Genomic DNA, 14,655 nt, shown 5'->3' on the forward strand with positions numbered 1-14,655 from the left:
ATAGCCTGGCGCCCTCCAGCGGGCCCTAAAGCTTGTTTCAAATTGATGAATTTAATAATTATGGGTTGTGATATTTTTATGTCTTCTTTGTTGTGGTAACTTTAAATAAAAGGAGATTTAATGTTTAAGCCATTGATAAAAAAATGCAACGTCTGTCACTGCGGCCCTGATGCTTTACGGCATCGCAAATGCAAATGAAGCAATGCTATCGGATGCGCCTGCGTGGACAGATCCGGAGCCTTGTCCGGTTGCACCGCTGGAAGCTGCTCAGGGAGAAACGAGTGGGCAAGCATTAAGGCGCAGCCCCGATGCGCTCATGCCTATGCAGCGTAATTGCGACGATTTTAACCCTCCTCCAACCCGAACTCGATTCGACAGTGGCTATACGGTTTATCCAAACCGCAGTTTTGATACAGAGGTGACTCGCTATCGGTATGTCTGTATTCGCTGGCGCTGGGATGACGAGCAACCCGTAGGAGTGGATAAACCGGTACATTACAGCGACGGGCTGGAACTGAGCACCAATAGCATTGTTCCACAAGAGGGCGGATTCAGGATCTGTGAAGAGTATGCCTCACGCCCGTTTACTGAAACCGGTGGCCATATCAGCATTCGCTATGGTAATGACAACCGGCTGAATAAACCCATTGTACTGGTACAGGGCTATAATTTTGATATGAGGGGCTTTACACCCAACCGGGTGCCCAGTGAGCGAGAGGTGTTGGATAATTTTGCTTACAACACCAGGATGTATGAGTCATATTATCGTTCTGTATACGATAATGGCTATGATCTGGTGGTGTTCCGCTATGCCAAGCAGGATGACGGAGTTCGCCACAACGCCAACGCACTGGCTTCAGCACTTAAATCACTGGCGGCGCAGAGCAGTGAAATTCGTCTGGTAGGACATTCTATGGGTGGTGTAGCCGGGCGGCTGGCACTGGGGTATCTGGAAAAAGAAGGCTTTAACCATAAGGTGAAAAACTTTGTGGCTGTAGATGCCCCCTTCAGGGGCGTGCATATGCCGGCAGATGTGATCAGTTTTGCTTATGAGATTGAAAATCAGGCCAATAAAATGAGATGCGGTGTTCGTTATCCTTTCTGTGGTTCCAAGCGCAGTGAGTGCCGCCGCGAGCGGGATCGCCTGCGCTCAATTAAAGACATTTTTACCAGCACAACCTTTAAAGACCTGCATGAGGGCAGCGCGGCAAACAACACCTTACAAAACCATATCCGTAGTCTGGATAACTACTTTGCCAATATGAGCGGCACCCATACTATAGCTGTTAGTTATGGCGCCAGCCATGGTCGTGCAATTCCAGGGGTCTATACCGGCAATCGCTCGCTGGATCTCAAGGTGGATATCCAATGGCACCTGTCAGGTGGCCGACACTCTCGGCTATATAGCAGCGCCCGCTCCGATGATAACGGCAGTTATATTCAGTTCTACTACGATATTTCTCGGGAGATGGATAATGCCGCTTCCTGGGCCATTGGTTATGACAGAGGTATCAGAGATACAGACACAATATCTGGCCGGATGAGTTTTGTGAGTACATCTTCAGCATTTGATGGTTATGCATTTGATCAACGCAAGCACTATGACTCAAACCAAAATATTCATCACGACCACAGGTGGATATTATTTTACCGTTCCGATCTGGGATTAGAACTCAATTAGCCCTTTGGGAGTAACTAATGTTACTCCCCTTCTTTTAAGGAAAAACAATGAAAAAAACACTGGTGATTGCTGCATTTGTGCTTACAGGCTGCGAAAGCAAAGATTCATCGACGATAGAACACGATGAATTTAGTTTTAGTCAAGTTAAACTTACCTTAGAGCGTAATTTTGAAGGTGAAGTCTCTGATTATATCCGTGGAGAAGTGCTTTTGACTCAAAATGGAGAAGAGGTAGCGAAGCTAAGTGGGCAAGATAAGGTGACACTATCCGGCCCTGAATCCATTGTTATCGAGGGTAAAAACACCCTGGAAAGTTCAGGTCGAGTATACTGTTGTCATTTCAGTTGGCTTTCAGAGCCGCAGTCAATCTCCGATACTGAAAGCTGGCAGTTAAATATAAATCGTGGCAGCAAACCGATTGACAGTTATCCTGTTTCATTTCCCCAGTTTGCGACCATAACTTATCCCGCGACTCAGGCTGACTATGATGCTTTTGCATACTCAGGCAGCGATGTTGTAATAAGCTGGGATCCGAATTCGGTCAATCTGCCCGATAGCTTCACTTACAGAATCAAATCACTCAAAGAAGGTGAAAAATGTGACGCAAAACAGGATTCGGTTGTAGATTGGGAAGTTGAAATTGCACCTGATGACTTCCAACCAAATAAGCAACTGACTATACCCGCAAAGTACCTTAGCTTATGTCCATCACCTATCCAGATAGAAGTAGACCTTAGCTATAACGAGACAAAAACGGTGACTAGCACTATCTACAACAAATCAACGCAAATTAACACGTCTTCGCATGTGAGAGTTAGATTAACGGAGCAAGAGTAATCGGCTGAGCCAAAAACGGCCTCACATTTTTCAGAATTTACACCGGCAATCGCTCACTGGATCTCAAGGTGGATATTCAATGGCACCTGTCCAGTGGCCGACACTCCCGGCTATATAGCAGCGCCCGATCCGATGATAACGGCAGCTATATTCAGCTTTATCATCAGATCTCACGGGAAATGGATAAAGCCTCTTCCTGGGCCATTGGCTATGACAGGGGGATCCAGCAAGGTGACTGGACAACAGGACGAATGAGCTTTGTGAGTACGGCATCTGCATTTGATAACTATGTATTCGATACTGAAAGATTTTTTAGGGATAGTGCCCTAGAACATCACGATCACGAACAAATTCTTTTTTCCTTGCGGGATTTAAAACTTGGTGAATAAATAACGGAGAAGCGACCTTTGGTCGCTTTCGTATACGGAGTAATTATGAAAAAAAGCATGGTAGTTTTGGCATTCTTCCTGACAGGCTGTGAAAGTAAAAACTCAGACACTATAGAAAAAGAGTCCATTTCTTTTGACCGAGGGTTTGGCACAGTATCTCAAACAAACCCCTTTGCAGGAAAAGGCAACGAAGATGTACATTCCAACATTTCAATGTTTGGGCAAATTCACCTAACTGCTGAGAACGCATCCTATATCAAACTGGCTGGGCAGGACAAGGTGGTGCTGACAGACCCAACCGGCACACAACATCTACTAGAGAATCTCCAAAAGGCAGTTTAGGCACACCAGAGCAGTGTTGTAGCTTAGGTAGTGATGTAAACGATTGGGAGCTTAATCAAAAAAGTCAATGGCGGGTTGCCATGTATCGTAATGATAACTTAATTGACAAAATATCATTTACCACCCCCGAGACAGTGTCCTTTACTTATCCCGCCAGTTTAGAAGATTATACCAGTTTTGCCTTCACAGGTAGTGATGTGGTGCTGAGCTGGGAGCCTGATTCCGCAACCAATCTGGTTGAAGTCACATACCGCTTTTTTTCAAGGCTGGATGGAGAAGCTGGGTTTTGTGAAGGTGGTAAAGTGTTAGATGTGATACTCCAAGGTGAAGCGATTGAGAAACTTAATGGCGCTCTGGTTATTCCCGCAGAGCAATTAGGCAGATGCCCGAGCCCCGTCGGTATTCAAGCGACTTTCGGATACGCTTACCAAGCTACTCAGGCTGTTATCTCTGACAGATCGGGGGAAGCCCTAGACTTTTCTGTTGATGTCGAACAAATCATTTACTTGAATGAAGCAAAGTAAATAAGAAGTATCAATTAGATCTGACTGTCTGTTGGTAAAACCTTTAGAAATTGGCAGCCATTGTGGCTGCCTCAACAAGGAAACGTAACATCATGACAAAGCCGATACTCTTAAGTATGTTAATACTGACTCTGGCAGGTTGTAGTGGTAAATCTTCTGATGAGATATCAGAGGCCAATTTTACCCTAAGTAATATCGACATAAGTATTTCCGAATGGCGAGGCACTCATCTGAAATCGGAAATAATTGGCGAAGTATGGCTTGCCGATGAAAACACAAAGCGCGCAACTTTGACTGGGAATGACTCTGTGATCTTAGCCGGTCCTGGCGAGATTGAAATCACGGCCCATAACCGGTCAAAAACAACAGGCACAGATTATTGTTGTAACGTGTACTGGGCGTCAGAAAATATATCGGCTTCCGTTGATGGCCAATGGCAACTTAGTATTAACAGGCAATCAAAGCAAATAGATAGTTATCCACTTGAGTTTCCTCAACTTGTAGAGCTAACTTACCCAGCCAGCGAGCAAGACTATGATACGTTCGTCTATTCAGGTAGTGATGTCATCATTACATGGGATCCCAATTCAGCCAGCAATTTAAAAAGTTACTATTTTCAGATCCGTACATTGAAAGAAGGTGAAAAGTGTAACGCTAAACAAACTATGCTACTAAGCAGTGATGTGACCGTTGACCCGGATAATTTTAGAGTCGAAGAACAGCTTATCATCCCAGCTGAGCTGATTGATTTATGCCCATCACCTATCAGTATTGAAGTCGGGTTGAGTAGTGAGAGTGTGAGTGTTCCCGTAAAAAGCACAATATACGGTAAGTCTTTAACCGCTAAGCTCGCTTCTAGCTTGGTTATAACCCTCAGTGAGGTAGGACAGAACCCATGAGTTCACAAATGAGCAGTGTATAACAAAGCATGATGGTTTTGACTCGCTCCTATACTGGTTGCGATATTTAAGCCTCTAAGATCTTAAGGCTAGTTATCATCCTGTAAAAAAACTGCGCTAGCGCAAGCAATTTTTTTTCGACTCAGCTAAAATACTCGGTTATACGTTATTCTCAGCCGTGCTGATTGCTGTGGTGTCTGTAGTGGCACGTTAAAACACAGGTTTGCGCGGTGTTCTTTGCTCAATGACACGGGGTTTGTATGTCTGACAAGTGCTATATCACGGCGCAACAATTACTTGAAGATTCATTTCGACTGGCGGCTCAGGTTTATGAAGACGGCTTTCGTCCCGACTTTATTATCGGTATTTGGCGTGGCGGCGCGCCTATCGGTATTGCGGTTCAGGAGTACTACGATTACAAAGGCATAGAAACAGACCACATTGCGGTGCGCACCTCGTCTTACTATGGTATTGGCAAGCAGTCGAAAGAGATCAAAGTGCATGGTTTGCACTACATTATCGAAAACGCAAATGCAGGTGACTCATTGCTTATTGTGGACGATGTATTTGATTCTGGGCGCAGTATTTATGCGTTACGTGAAAAGCTCGAAGAGCTGATGCGTCTGAACCTGCCAAAAGACATTCGTGTTGCCTGTCCATACTACAAGCCAACCAATAAAAAAGTGCCGATGACGCCGGATTACTTTATCCATGAGTCGGATGAATGGCTGGTCTTCCCCCATGAGCTGTCAGGGTTAACACCAGACGAGCTGATCGCCGGAAAATCAGACTTGGCCAATATCAAAGATTTGTTTACTAAGTAAATCAGGCCGACTAGTTCGCTAAAAAGCCGCGCTGAGTGATATCAGGGCGGCTTTTTTGTGGGCGCAGATCTGTTACACTCGCGCTATTGTGCTTTTTGATATGAATTTAGCTCTCTATGACTACTGCTGCGCCCGATTATCAGGCCATTTTGCAACAGGTTGCACAGCAAGTGCAGCCCTTGTCCCATCAGGGAAAAGTGGCCGATTATATTCCTGCTTTGGCAGAGCAATCTCTGGGACAATTTGCCATCGCCTTGCACACTGCCGACGGGCAGACTTATCGTGCTGGTCACAGCGATAGCCGCTTTACCATTCAGTCTGTCTCCAAGGTGATGACTCTGACGCTCGCCTTACAGCGTTATGGTGATGAGCTTTGGCAGCGGGTAGGTAAAGAACCGTCTGGCACGGCATTTAATTCATTGACTCAGCTTGAGTTTGAAAATGGTATTCCCCGTAACCCTTTTATCAATGCCGGTGCCATTGTTACCTGTGATGCTTTATTCAGCCGCCTGAGTGCGCCAATCCACACTATGCTGGAGAGTTACCGAAGCCACACCGCCAATCCTAAAGTGGGGATCAACAAGGTGGTGGCACAATCAGAGTATGATCACCGCTATCGCAATGCAGCCATGGCGTATTTGATGAAGTCATTTGGCAACTTTGACAACCAGGTTGAAGAGGTGCTGTGGTCGTATTTTAACTTTTGCGCCATTGAGCTGAATGTATGTGAGTTAGCCAGGGCGTTCTCTTACCTTTCAACCGGTGGTGTGTGTCAGCAAAGTGGTCAGCGGGTGTTGAGCACACGTCAGACTCAACAGCTCAATTCTCTGTTGTTTACCAGTGGGTTATATGATGCCGCCGGAGACTTTGCCTATCGGGTAGGCATGCCGGGTAAATCCGGGGTATCGGGCACCATCATTGCGGTCGCTCCCGAGCGCTTTACAGTAGCCGTGTGGTCGCCAGGGTTAGATAAAGTGGGGAATTCTGTGGCCGGGATTGCAGCGCTTGAGAAGCTGGCTGAAAAACTGGGTACCGCGCTGTTTTAACTGTGATGCACAAATAAAAACGGGCACCGCGGCGCCCGTTTTTATTGCTTACTGATCCCAGTAGGTTTGTTCCAGCGAATCTTCTCGCTCTGGCAAACCACGCGACAGGCGCGGCGAATGCTGTACTAATACTTCGTAGCTGGCTCGGTTAGCATATTTGCTGATCTGCGCCAGAGAAGAGTAGGTGATGGCATGCTGCTCATGCTTGGCCGAATTGGGTACGTTGATCTTGTGGTACACATTGGCAGACAGGTCATGCAATACCGCAGCCAGTGCACAATCCCCGGCACCATTGGTATTTTTGATGGTGTCTGGACCACCCATGTAAGGGGCGGTGTGACTGTATGCTTTGATTGGCTTTTCGCAAGCACTGCGACGCATTGCCCGTGAGAATTCATATTGATTGAATTCAGGAATGGCGCCAGGCAGGAGCGGGTATTCGGTTTCGCGTTTCTTCTCATCATCGACGTAACCGGCCATAAACAGGCCTTTTGGCCCGGCTGTACAGATCACTAAATCTACCCAGTCCAGTGCTTTATCGGCGGCCAGCAGTGGATCGTCAAAGCCGGTGATGGCTTCGCCTTCTTCCTCGTTCATGGCAAGAATATCAACGTGTTTTTCAACAAACTCAGCCCACCAGGCGGGATCTTGTTCGATCAAGAACTTAGTGCCGAGCGTGAGTACGACAGGCACCCCTGCATCGTTCGCGTACTTGACAGCTTGCATGGTCGCCTGAGTCATGGTTTCTTCGCCTGAGGTGCGCATCAGATAGGCGCTGATCACTAAGGCTGAGGCGTTCTCAATCAACGACTTGTCAATGGACTCTGGCTTGAGGTGATTCATCATACCTGCGCTGATCGCGAAGGTACGTTCGCCACTGTCGTCAATCAGGGTAAAGCAGCGGCCGATAGGACCGGGCACTGGTTGCAGATAATCAAGATCGACGCGACTGGAAGTGTTACACAAAAACTTGTAGGCATAGCTGCCTATTTGAATGTTTTCGCTCATAACGCCTAATAACACCGAGCGGCTATCTGCCAGCACGGAGTAGTTGTGCATCGTGTTCCCTATGGTGCCGCCAGCAAATTCATAGTCAATCATGTCATCACGTTTCAGGCGGTCATAGAGCGCGTTGGTGACATCATTGTCTATCACTTGAGACATACCGCGTTGCAGCCCAAACTCATCAAGGAAGGCCTGATCGACCTTAGCTTCGATGTCTACTACTATCTGGTCTATACCACAAATGTAGTTGCGTTTAAGTCGGTCGACGACGTGTAACTGGTTAATTATAGGGTCTTTATCTTCGACTGGAAAATAATGTTTATGTCTTCTGCGGCCCGGAAATTTCATGTTTTACCCGTGTGTGTTGAGCTCGTCAAATAAAAAAAGCGGCGAATTATAGCTTAATTTGATGTCAATGAGCCATGGCAATTTGCTAATTTTAGCAATATAACTGTCACAGTGCGCAGTTCGCGACAATACGCTAGAATATCTCTCATTTTGTACCCAGGAGCACACAGGTGGACGAACAACAGCAAGATCTTTATTGGATGCAGCGGGCACTGGAGTATGCCGACAAGGCAGAGCAGGAAAATGAGATCCCGGTTGGTGCCGTAGTGGTGAAAGATGGTGCGCTGGTTGGGGTGGGCTGGAATCGTTCGATCTGTTGTCACGATCCTTCCGCTCATGCCGAGATGTTGGCTATCAGAGATGCCGGTCAGCGCGTCGAAAATTATCGGCTGGTGGATTGCACCCTTTATGTGACATTAGAGCCTTGCCCTATGTGTGCCGGCCTGCTGGTGCATAGTCGTATTAAGCGGGTAGTGTTTGGCGCATCGGATGCGAAAACGGGTGCCGCGGGATCGATTATGAACTTATTGCAGGAACCCAAACTCAATCATCAGGTTGAGGTTACCTCAGGGGTATTAGCAGAGCAATGCGGTGATAAGTTATCGGCGTTCTTTCGACGCCGTCGTAAAGAGATAAAAGCACAGAAAAAGGCCAGACAGGCCGACTTAAACGACAAAGCGGCTCAGGGGTGAGCCGCTCTTTCGTCTGCCGCTATCTGGATTAATGCATAGATACGGCGACGCAGTAAAATTTTACGATGAATGTTGCGGAGCATAATACGGCGACGATTTGGATTCGTGTTGCGCGTGTTACGCTTAAATTGATGAGTACGACGTCTTCTTAGCATCGTAACCTCCATTTTGAGTGAGAGAACAACTACGCGCGACAGCTATATCGTAATAGTGTGTCAGCCTGATGACAGGCGCTGAAATTCACACCGGATACCTAACTGGACGCCTTGCAGATCAGTGAGTGGGTTGCTCTGAGTCTTTATTGACTTGAAGGGCCCCATTGTCATCTAACCAGATCAGGGCGTCGTAGTACCGGCGAATATTATCCACATAAGTTACTGCCACATCGCCGCGCGCATATCCATATTTTGTCTTTCGATAGTAGCGCTTTTTGGTGAGCAGTGGTAGTCGTTTTTTCACCTCGGCCCAGCTCATCGGGTCTGCGCCCTGGCGTTCGGTCAGCTTACGTGCATCATTCACATGACCCCACCCGACGTTATACGCAGCCAGTGCGAACCAGGTTCTGTCTGGTGTACTGATCTGTTTGGGAATACGGTTGATGAGCTTACGCAGATAGCGGGCCCCGCCGCGTATGTTTTGTTCGGGTTTCAGCCTATGAGTTACACCCACCTGTTTGGCGGTACGTTGGGTCAGCATCATGATCCCACGCACGCCTGTGGGAGACTTAGCTCTGGGGTTCCACATGGATTCCTGATAACTCAATGCGGCCAGTAAGCGCCAGTCGAGCTGGTGTTGCTCCGCATATTGGATAAACCAGTCCTGATATTTGGGCAGCGTGTTTTTACTCGCTTCGACAAAAGCCAGGGTGTTGACATAATTAAAGCGTTTGACATGACCAAAGTACTTTTCCTCGAGTGCCGCCAGCTGTGCAGAGTGTTGCATCTTGGCAAAAAACGGCGGCAGTAACGCGAATAATGAATCGTCTTTATCGCGACGCAGCACCCAGGCAACCGGATCGGCCTGAGTGACTGAAAAGGCAATACTGACATTGGGGTGGTAGCGTCGAAACAGTGCCAGAGAGTGCGAATCGACAACGGTATACTGAACGTCACCATCAATGATCCCTTGCAGTAATTCTTCCTGGTCCCGGTCATCGACGCTCTGCCAGCTCAGCTCGGGATATTGCTGCTGTGCAGTTTGTAAAGAGATAACATGGTGGCTGTCGGCCAAAACGGTGACGGGGCCGCTCAACTGAGCAAAGTTACGTGGTCGGGTATTCCCTTGTTTAAAGACTAATTTTTGGCTGATCTCCCGATAGCTGGGGCCAAAACGAAAATGGGCAGCACGCTGCGGATGATAACTGAGTCCGGCCGCTGCAATATCCAGATCGCCGCTTTGCAGGCGTTCAAACAGCTTTTTCAGACTGAAAAAAGGCACCATCTGTAGCTCAACGCCCAGTTCATCGGCAAACTGCTCTGCCAGTTCGTATTCAAATCCCTGTTCACCGCCAATGCCCTGATAAAAGGTGGCGGGCCCAACCAAAGTGCCAATGCGGATCACTTCCTGCGCTTTGATCCGTTGTAACTGAGTGGCAGGCATTTTTTCGCAGCTGCTCAATAACAACAAACAGCACAGTATCAGCACAGAGGAAAGCAAACGCATAAGTGACTTTTGGCTCCTTGGTTAAAAGAGGGTGGCAGAGGGTCCATGCTCGCAATTAACGGCGCTTTTGTGAAGGGGCTTTTTTTCGATAATTGCTAAATTTGAGTTAAATAAGGAGGCCAAATCGACTATAATAGCGGCCCAAAATATCGTTCAATCCTTAACCCCGGATGAAAATACCTATGTTGATCCTACGTGGTGCACCTGCACTTTCTGATTTCAAAGTTCAAAAAATCCTTAAAAGCTGTAACGATGCGCAATTGCCAGTCACTGGCGTGTATGCTGAGTTCATGCATTTTGCTGACCTGACAGCGGAACTTTCTGAGTCTGAACTGGACAAGCTGAGCAAGCTTTTAAAGTACGGCCCGACCATTGCCGAACATGCGCCTGAAGGAACCCTGATTTTAGTTACGCCGCGAATTGGTACTATTTCGCCCTGGGCATCTAAAGCCACAGACATTGCTAACAACTGCGGCCTGGATAAAGTACACCGCGTAGAGCGTGGTATTGCTTACTATGTTGAGGGCGCACTGAGCGCAGCGCAGACAGCTGAGGTCGCTAAGCTATTGCACGACCGCATGACTGAGTCAGTGCACAACACACTGGAAGACGCGGGCCAGTTATTCCGCGTTGAAGAGCCGCGCCCAATGTCATCGGTTGATATTTTAGGTGGTGGCCGTGAAGCGCTTGTTACCGCAAACGTAGAGCAAGGTTTTGCATTAGCGGATGACGAAATTGATTACCTGGTTGAGAACTTCACTAAACTAGGCCGTAACCCGAACGACATCGAATTATTCATGTTCGCACAGGCGAACTCTGAGCACTGTCGTCATAAAATCTTTAACGCTGATTGGACAATCGACGGCGTAGAACAGCCTAAGTCGCTGTTCAAAATGATCAAGAATACTTACGAAACACACCCGGAAAACGTACTGTCTGCTTATAAAGATAACGCAGCAGTCATGAAGGGGTCTAAAGCGGGTCGCTTCTTCCCGAATAAAGACGGTGAGTACAGCTACAATCAAGAGAATATTGAAATCTTGATGAAGGTAGAAACCCACAACCACCCAACGGCGATTGCGCCATTCTCAGGTGCATCAACCGGTTCTGGTGGTGAAATTCGTGACGAAGGCGCAACCGGTCGTGGTTCTAAACCAAAAGCGGGTCTGGTTGGTTTTACTGTATCTAACCTGCGCATTCCGGGCTTTGAGCAGCCGTGGGAAAGCAACTTCGGCAAGCCTGGCCGTATCGTTGATGCACTCGACATCATGATTGACGGTCCTCTGGGTGGCGCGGCGTTTAACAACGAATTTGGTCGTCCAAACCTGCTGGGTTACTTCCGTACTTACGAAGAAAAAGTTAACAGCCACAATGGCGAAGAGGTACGTGGTTACCACAAGCCAATCATGCTTGCAGGTGGTCTGGGTAACATCCGTACTGAACACGTTCAAAAAGGCGAAATCCCAGTTGGTGCCAAGCTAATCGCACTAGGTGGCCCGGCAATGAACATTGGTCTTGGTGGTGGTGCTGCATCATCAATGGCATCGGGCCAGTCTAACGAAGACTTAGACTTTGCGTCTGTACAGCGTGAAAACCCAGAGATGGAGCGTCGTTGTCAGGAAGTTATCGACAAGTGTTGGCAGCTGGGCGACGAAAACCCCATCGCATTTATCCACGATGTGGGCGCGGGCGGTCTTTCAAACGCATTCCCTGAGCTTGTAGACGACGGTGGCCGTGGTGGTAAATTCCAACTACGTAATATCCCGAACGATGAGCCGGGCATGGCACCACACGAGATCTGGTGTAACGAATCACAAGAGCGTTACGTACTTGCAGTAGCGGCAGAAGACTTCGCACGTTTTGAAGAGATCTGTAAGCGTGAGCGCGCACAATACGCAGTAATTGGTGAAGCAACTGAAGAGCGTCACCTAACCGTTGCGGATAGCCACTTTGATAACAACCCTGTAGACCTTCCGCTTGAGGTGCTACTAGGTAAAGCACCTAAGATGCACCGTGACGTTGAGTCGAAGAAAGTTGAAGGCCAAGCACTTAACACTGACAGCATCGATGTTGAAGAAGCGGCTAAGCGTTTACTTCGTCTACCAACGATTGCTGAGAAAACGTTCCTTATCACCATTGGTGACCGTACGGTAACAGGCCTGGTGGCACGTGACCAAATGGTTGGCCCTTGGCAGGTACCAGTAGCAAACTGTGCTGTAACAGCAGCTGCGTTTGACACTTACCACGGTGAAGCAATGTCAATGGGTGAGCGCACACCAGCGGCACTGCTGAACTACGGTGCATCGGCACGTTTAGCAGTAGCAGAAGCGTTAACGAACATTGCTGGCGCAAACATTGGTGGTCTTGAGAACATCAAGCTATCTGCAAACTGGATGGCCGCAGCGGGTCACCCGGGTGAAGATGCAGGTCTTTACGAAGCAGTTAAAGCAGTAGGTGAAGAGTTGTGTCCGGCACTTGGTCTAACGATCCCAGTTGGTAAAGACTCAATGTCAATGAAGACAACATGGCAAGACAACGGTGAAGACAAAGCGGTTACTGCGCCTCTTTCTCTAGTAATCACTGCATTTGGCCGTGTAGAAGACATTCGTAAAACCGTAACCCCTCAGCTTCGCACTGATAAAGGCGATTCAAGCCTGATTTTAGTTGATTTGGGTGCAGGTCAAAACCGTATGGGTGCATCAAGCCTGGCACAGGTTTACAAGCAACTGGGTGACAAGACCCCTGACGTTGATAGCCCTGAGCTGTTAAAAGGCTTCTACAACGCGATGCAGGCACTGGTTGCTGATGAGAAGCTACTGGCTTACCACGACCGTTCAGACGGTGGTTTATTCACAACGGTCGCGGAAATGGCCTTCGCAGGTCGCACAGGTGTGACAGTAAACCTGGATAGCCTGACAGGCTCTGACATCGAAGCGCTTTATAACGAAGAGCTGGGTGCTGTGATCCAGGTTCGAAATTCCGACCTTGCAGCAGTTGAAGCCGTGTTAGCTGATAACGGCCTTGCGGCAATCAGCCACACTATCGGTAGCTTAAACACTGAAGATAAAGTGATCTTCAGCCGTGGCGGCGAAGCAGTACTTGCTAATACCCGTACTGAACTACGTACTATCTGGGCAGAAACGACGTACAAGATGCAGGCACTTCGTGATAACCCTGAGTGTGCTAAGCAAGAATTTGATGCCAAGTTTGACGAAAAAGACCCTGGTCTGAACGTAAAACTGAGCTTCGATTTAAACGAAGACGTAGCAGCACCTTACATTGCAACTGGTGCTAAACCTAAGATGGCAATCTTGCGTGAGCAAGGCGTTAACTCGCACGTTGAAATGGCAGCCGCCTTTAACCGTGCAGGCTTCGCCGCAGTCGACGTACACATGAGCGACATCCTGGAAGGTCGCTTGACGCTAGAGCAGTTCAAAGGCCTTGTAGCCTGTGGTGGCTTCTCGTACGGTGACGTACTGGGCGCGGGTGAAGGTTGGGCTAAGTCAATCCTGTTCAATGATATGGCACGCGACCAGTTCCAAACCTTCTTTGAGCGCCAGGATACGTTCAGCTTAGGTGTGTGTAACGGTTGTCAGATGCTATCAACACTGAAAGAGCTGATCCCGGGCACTGAGCACTGGCCACGTTTTGTAACCAACAAATCAGAGCGTTTTGAAGCACGCTTCAGCCTGGTTGAAGTACAAGAAAGCCCGTCGGTATTCTTCCAGGGCATGGCTGGCTCTCGTATGCCAATCGCAGTCTCACACGGTGAAGGTCATGCTGAGTTTGCCAACGACGCAGCGGTGAAAGCCGCCCTTGAGTCTGGCACAGTAGCCGTTCAGTACGTGGATAACTTTGGTAAGCCAACCACGCAATACCCGAACAACCCGAATGGTTCACCAGAAGGTATTACAGGTATTACGTCAACGGATGGTCGTGCAACAGTCATGATGCCACACCCAGAGCGTGTATTCCGTGCCGTCGCTAACTCTTGGCACCCGGACGAGTGGAAAGAGGACAGCCCGTGGATGCGCATGTTCCGCAACGCACGTAAGAATGTGAGTTAATTGAGAACTCTATAGTAGAAAAAGGTCGCTTCGGTGGCCTTTTTTATTGCTTGAAAAGAGCTAACTCTTGGCAGCGATACCCACGACAAGAGTGGAACGATGACAGCCCGTGGATGCGCATGTTCCGCAACGCACGTAAGAATGTGAGTTAATTGAGAACTCTATAGTAGAAAAAGGTCGCTTCGGTGGCCTTTTTTATTGCTTGAAAAGAGCTAACTCTTGGCAGCGATACCCACGACAAGAGTGGAACGATGACAGCCCGTGGATGCGCATGTTCCGCAACGCACGTAAGAATGTGAGTTAATTGAGAACTCTATAGTAGAAAAAGGTCGCTTCGGTG

The 14,655-nt window shown here is 48.2% G+C and carries 13 protein-coding genes; 10 read left to right on the plus strand and 3 right to left on the minus strand.

Annotated features, from left to right (window positions below; all coding sequences use genetic code 11):
* Window positions 1-169: 169 nt before the first annotated feature.
* The 8 genes from ACXAH1_RS03385 (at window position 170) to glsB (ending at window position 6,541) form a co-directional block, all read left to right on the plus strand.
* On the plus strand, window positions 170-1,681 hold the full coding sequence (locus ACXAH1_RS03385; RefSeq protein WP_475193788.1) for an esterase/lipase family protein: 1,512 nt from the start codon (window positions 170-172) through the stop codon (window positions 1,679-1,681).
* 47 nt (window positions 1,682-1,728) lie between these two features.
* Window positions 1,729-2,517, plus strand: a complete 789-nt coding sequence (locus tag ACXAH1_RS03390; protein WP_475193791.1) for a hypothetical protein — start codon at window positions 1,729-1,731, stop codon at window positions 2,515-2,517.
* A gap of 68 nt (window positions 2,518-2,585) precedes the next feature.
* The gene (locus ACXAH1_RS03395) at window positions 2,586-2,906 is read left to right on the plus strand and encodes a hypothetical protein (RefSeq protein ID WP_475193793.1); all 321 of its coding nucleotides are present in this window, start codon (window positions 2,586-2,588) and stop codon (window positions 2,904-2,906) included.
* Between the two features lie 45 nt (window positions 2,907-2,951).
* A complete protein-coding gene (locus ACXAH1_RS03400; RefSeq protein WP_475193797.1) occupies window positions 2,952-3,248 on the plus strand; it encodes a hypothetical protein in 297 nt (98 codons plus the stop codon).
* 80 nt (window positions 3,249-3,328) lie between these two features.
* Window positions 3,329-3,772 carry a hypothetical protein gene (locus ACXAH1_RS03405; protein WP_475193800.1) on the plus strand — a complete coding sequence of 148 codons (444 nt, stop codon included), beginning with the start codon at window positions 3,329-3,331 and terminating at the stop codon, window positions 3,770-3,772.
* A gap of 92 nt (window positions 3,773-3,864) precedes the next feature.
* A complete protein-coding gene (locus ACXAH1_RS03410) occupies window positions 3,865-4,671 on the plus strand; it encodes a hypothetical protein (protein ID WP_475193802.1) in 807 nt (268 codons plus the stop codon).
* Between the two features lie 260 nt (window positions 4,672-4,931).
* On the plus strand, window positions 4,932-5,495 hold the full coding sequence (locus ACXAH1_RS03415) for a phosphoribosyltransferase (RefSeq protein ID WP_054014546.1): 564 nt from the start codon (window positions 4,932-4,934) through the stop codon (window positions 5,493-5,495).
* A gap of 116 nt (window positions 5,496-5,611) precedes the next feature.
* Window positions 5,612-6,541 carry a glutaminase B gene (gene glsB, locus ACXAH1_RS03420; RefSeq protein ID WP_475193806.1) on the plus strand — a complete coding sequence of 310 codons (930 nt, stop codon included), beginning with the start codon at window positions 5,612-5,614 and terminating at the stop codon, window positions 6,539-6,541.
* Between the two features lie 48 nt (window positions 6,542-6,589).
* Here the strand turns inward: glsB and ACXAH1_RS03425 are convergent, their stop codons facing one another.
* The gene (locus ACXAH1_RS03425) at window positions 6,590-7,894 is read right to left on the minus strand and encodes an inosine/guanosine kinase (RefSeq protein ID WP_253046055.1); all 1,305 of its coding nucleotides are present in this window, start codon (window positions 7,892-7,894) and stop codon (window positions 6,590-6,592) included.
* 170 nt (window positions 7,895-8,064) lie between these two features.
* On the opposite strand from ACXAH1_RS03425, the gene tadA reads away from it, so the two are divergent.
* Complete coding sequence (gene tadA / locus ACXAH1_RS03430; protein WP_475193808.1) at window positions 8,065-8,586, plus strand: tRNA adenosine(34) deaminase TadA; 522 nt, start codon at window positions 8,065-8,067, stop codon at window positions 8,584-8,586.
* On the opposite strand, the gene ACXAH1_RS03435 is transcribed toward tadA, so the two are convergent.
* Both ACXAH1_RS03435 and mltF read right to left on the minus strand, forming a co-directional pair.
* Entirely contained in the window at window positions 8,577-8,741 is a 165-nt protein-coding gene (locus ACXAH1_RS03435) for a hypothetical protein (RefSeq protein ID WP_475193809.1), read from the minus strand. The genes tadA and ACXAH1_RS03435 overlap by 10 nt on opposite strands.
* A gap of 118 nt (window positions 8,742-8,859) precedes the next feature.
* A complete protein-coding gene (gene mltF, locus ACXAH1_RS03440) occupies window positions 8,860-10,248 on the minus strand; it encodes a membrane-bound lytic murein transglycosylase MltF (RefSeq protein WP_475193812.1) in 1,389 nt (462 codons plus the stop codon).
* A gap of 182 nt (window positions 10,249-10,430) precedes the next feature.
* On the opposite strand from mltF, the gene purL reads away from it, so the two are divergent.
* Window positions 10,431-14,315 (plus strand): phosphoribosylformylglycinamidine synthase, encoded by a 3,885-nt coding sequence (gene purL / locus ACXAH1_RS03445; RefSeq protein ID WP_475193814.1) that lies wholly within the window; start codon window positions 10,431-10,433, stop codon window positions 14,313-14,315.
* Window positions 14,316-14,655 lie beyond the last annotated feature (340 nt).

Source organism: Pseudoalteromonas sp. AWH4_217 (assembly GCF_056161105.1).

What these genes read in the sequence shown, in the direction of transcription:
- ACXAH1_RS03385 (WP_475193788.1), top strand. Translation starts at nt 170, where the DNA reads ATGCTTTACGGCATCGCAAATGCAAATGAAGCAATGCTATCGGATGCG.
- ACXAH1_RS03425 (WP_253046055.1), bottom strand. Translation starts at nt 7,894, where the DNA reads ATGAAATTTCCGGGCCGCAGAAGACATAAACATTATTTTCCAGTCGAA.
- ACXAH1_RS03410 (WP_475193802.1), top strand. Translation starts at nt 3,865, where the DNA reads ATGACAAAGCCGATACTCTTAAGTATGTTAATACTGACTCTGGCAGGT.
- ACXAH1_RS03405 (WP_475193800.1), top strand. Translation starts at nt 3,329, where the DNA reads ATGTATCGTAATGATAACTTAATTGACAAAATATCATTTACCACCCCC.
- glsB (WP_475193806.1), top strand. Translation starts at nt 5,612, where the DNA reads ATGACTACTGCTGCGCCCGATTATCAGGCCATTTTGCAACAGGTTGCA.
- ACXAH1_RS03435 (WP_475193809.1), bottom strand. Translation starts at nt 8,741, where the DNA reads ATGCTAAGAAGACGTCGTACTCATCAATTTAAGCGTAACACGCGCAAC.
- ACXAH1_RS03415 (WP_054014546.1), top strand. Translation starts at nt 4,932, where the DNA reads ATGTCTGACAAGTGCTATATCACGGCGCAACAATTACTTGAAGATTCA.
- ACXAH1_RS03400 (WP_475193797.1), top strand. Translation starts at nt 2,952, where the DNA reads ATGAAAAAAAGCATGGTAGTTTTGGCATTCTTCCTGACAGGCTGTGAA.
- purL (WP_475193814.1), top strand. Translation starts at nt 10,431, where the DNA reads ATGTTGATCCTACGTGGTGCACCTGCACTTTCTGATTTCAAAGTTCAA.
- ACXAH1_RS03390 (WP_475193791.1), top strand. Translation starts at nt 1,729, where the DNA reads ATGAAAAAAACACTGGTGATTGCTGCATTTGTGCTTACAGGCTGCGAA.
- mltF (WP_475193812.1), bottom strand. Translation starts at nt 10,248, where the DNA reads ATGCGTTTGCTTTCCTCTGTGCTGATACTGTGCTGTTTGTTGTTATTG.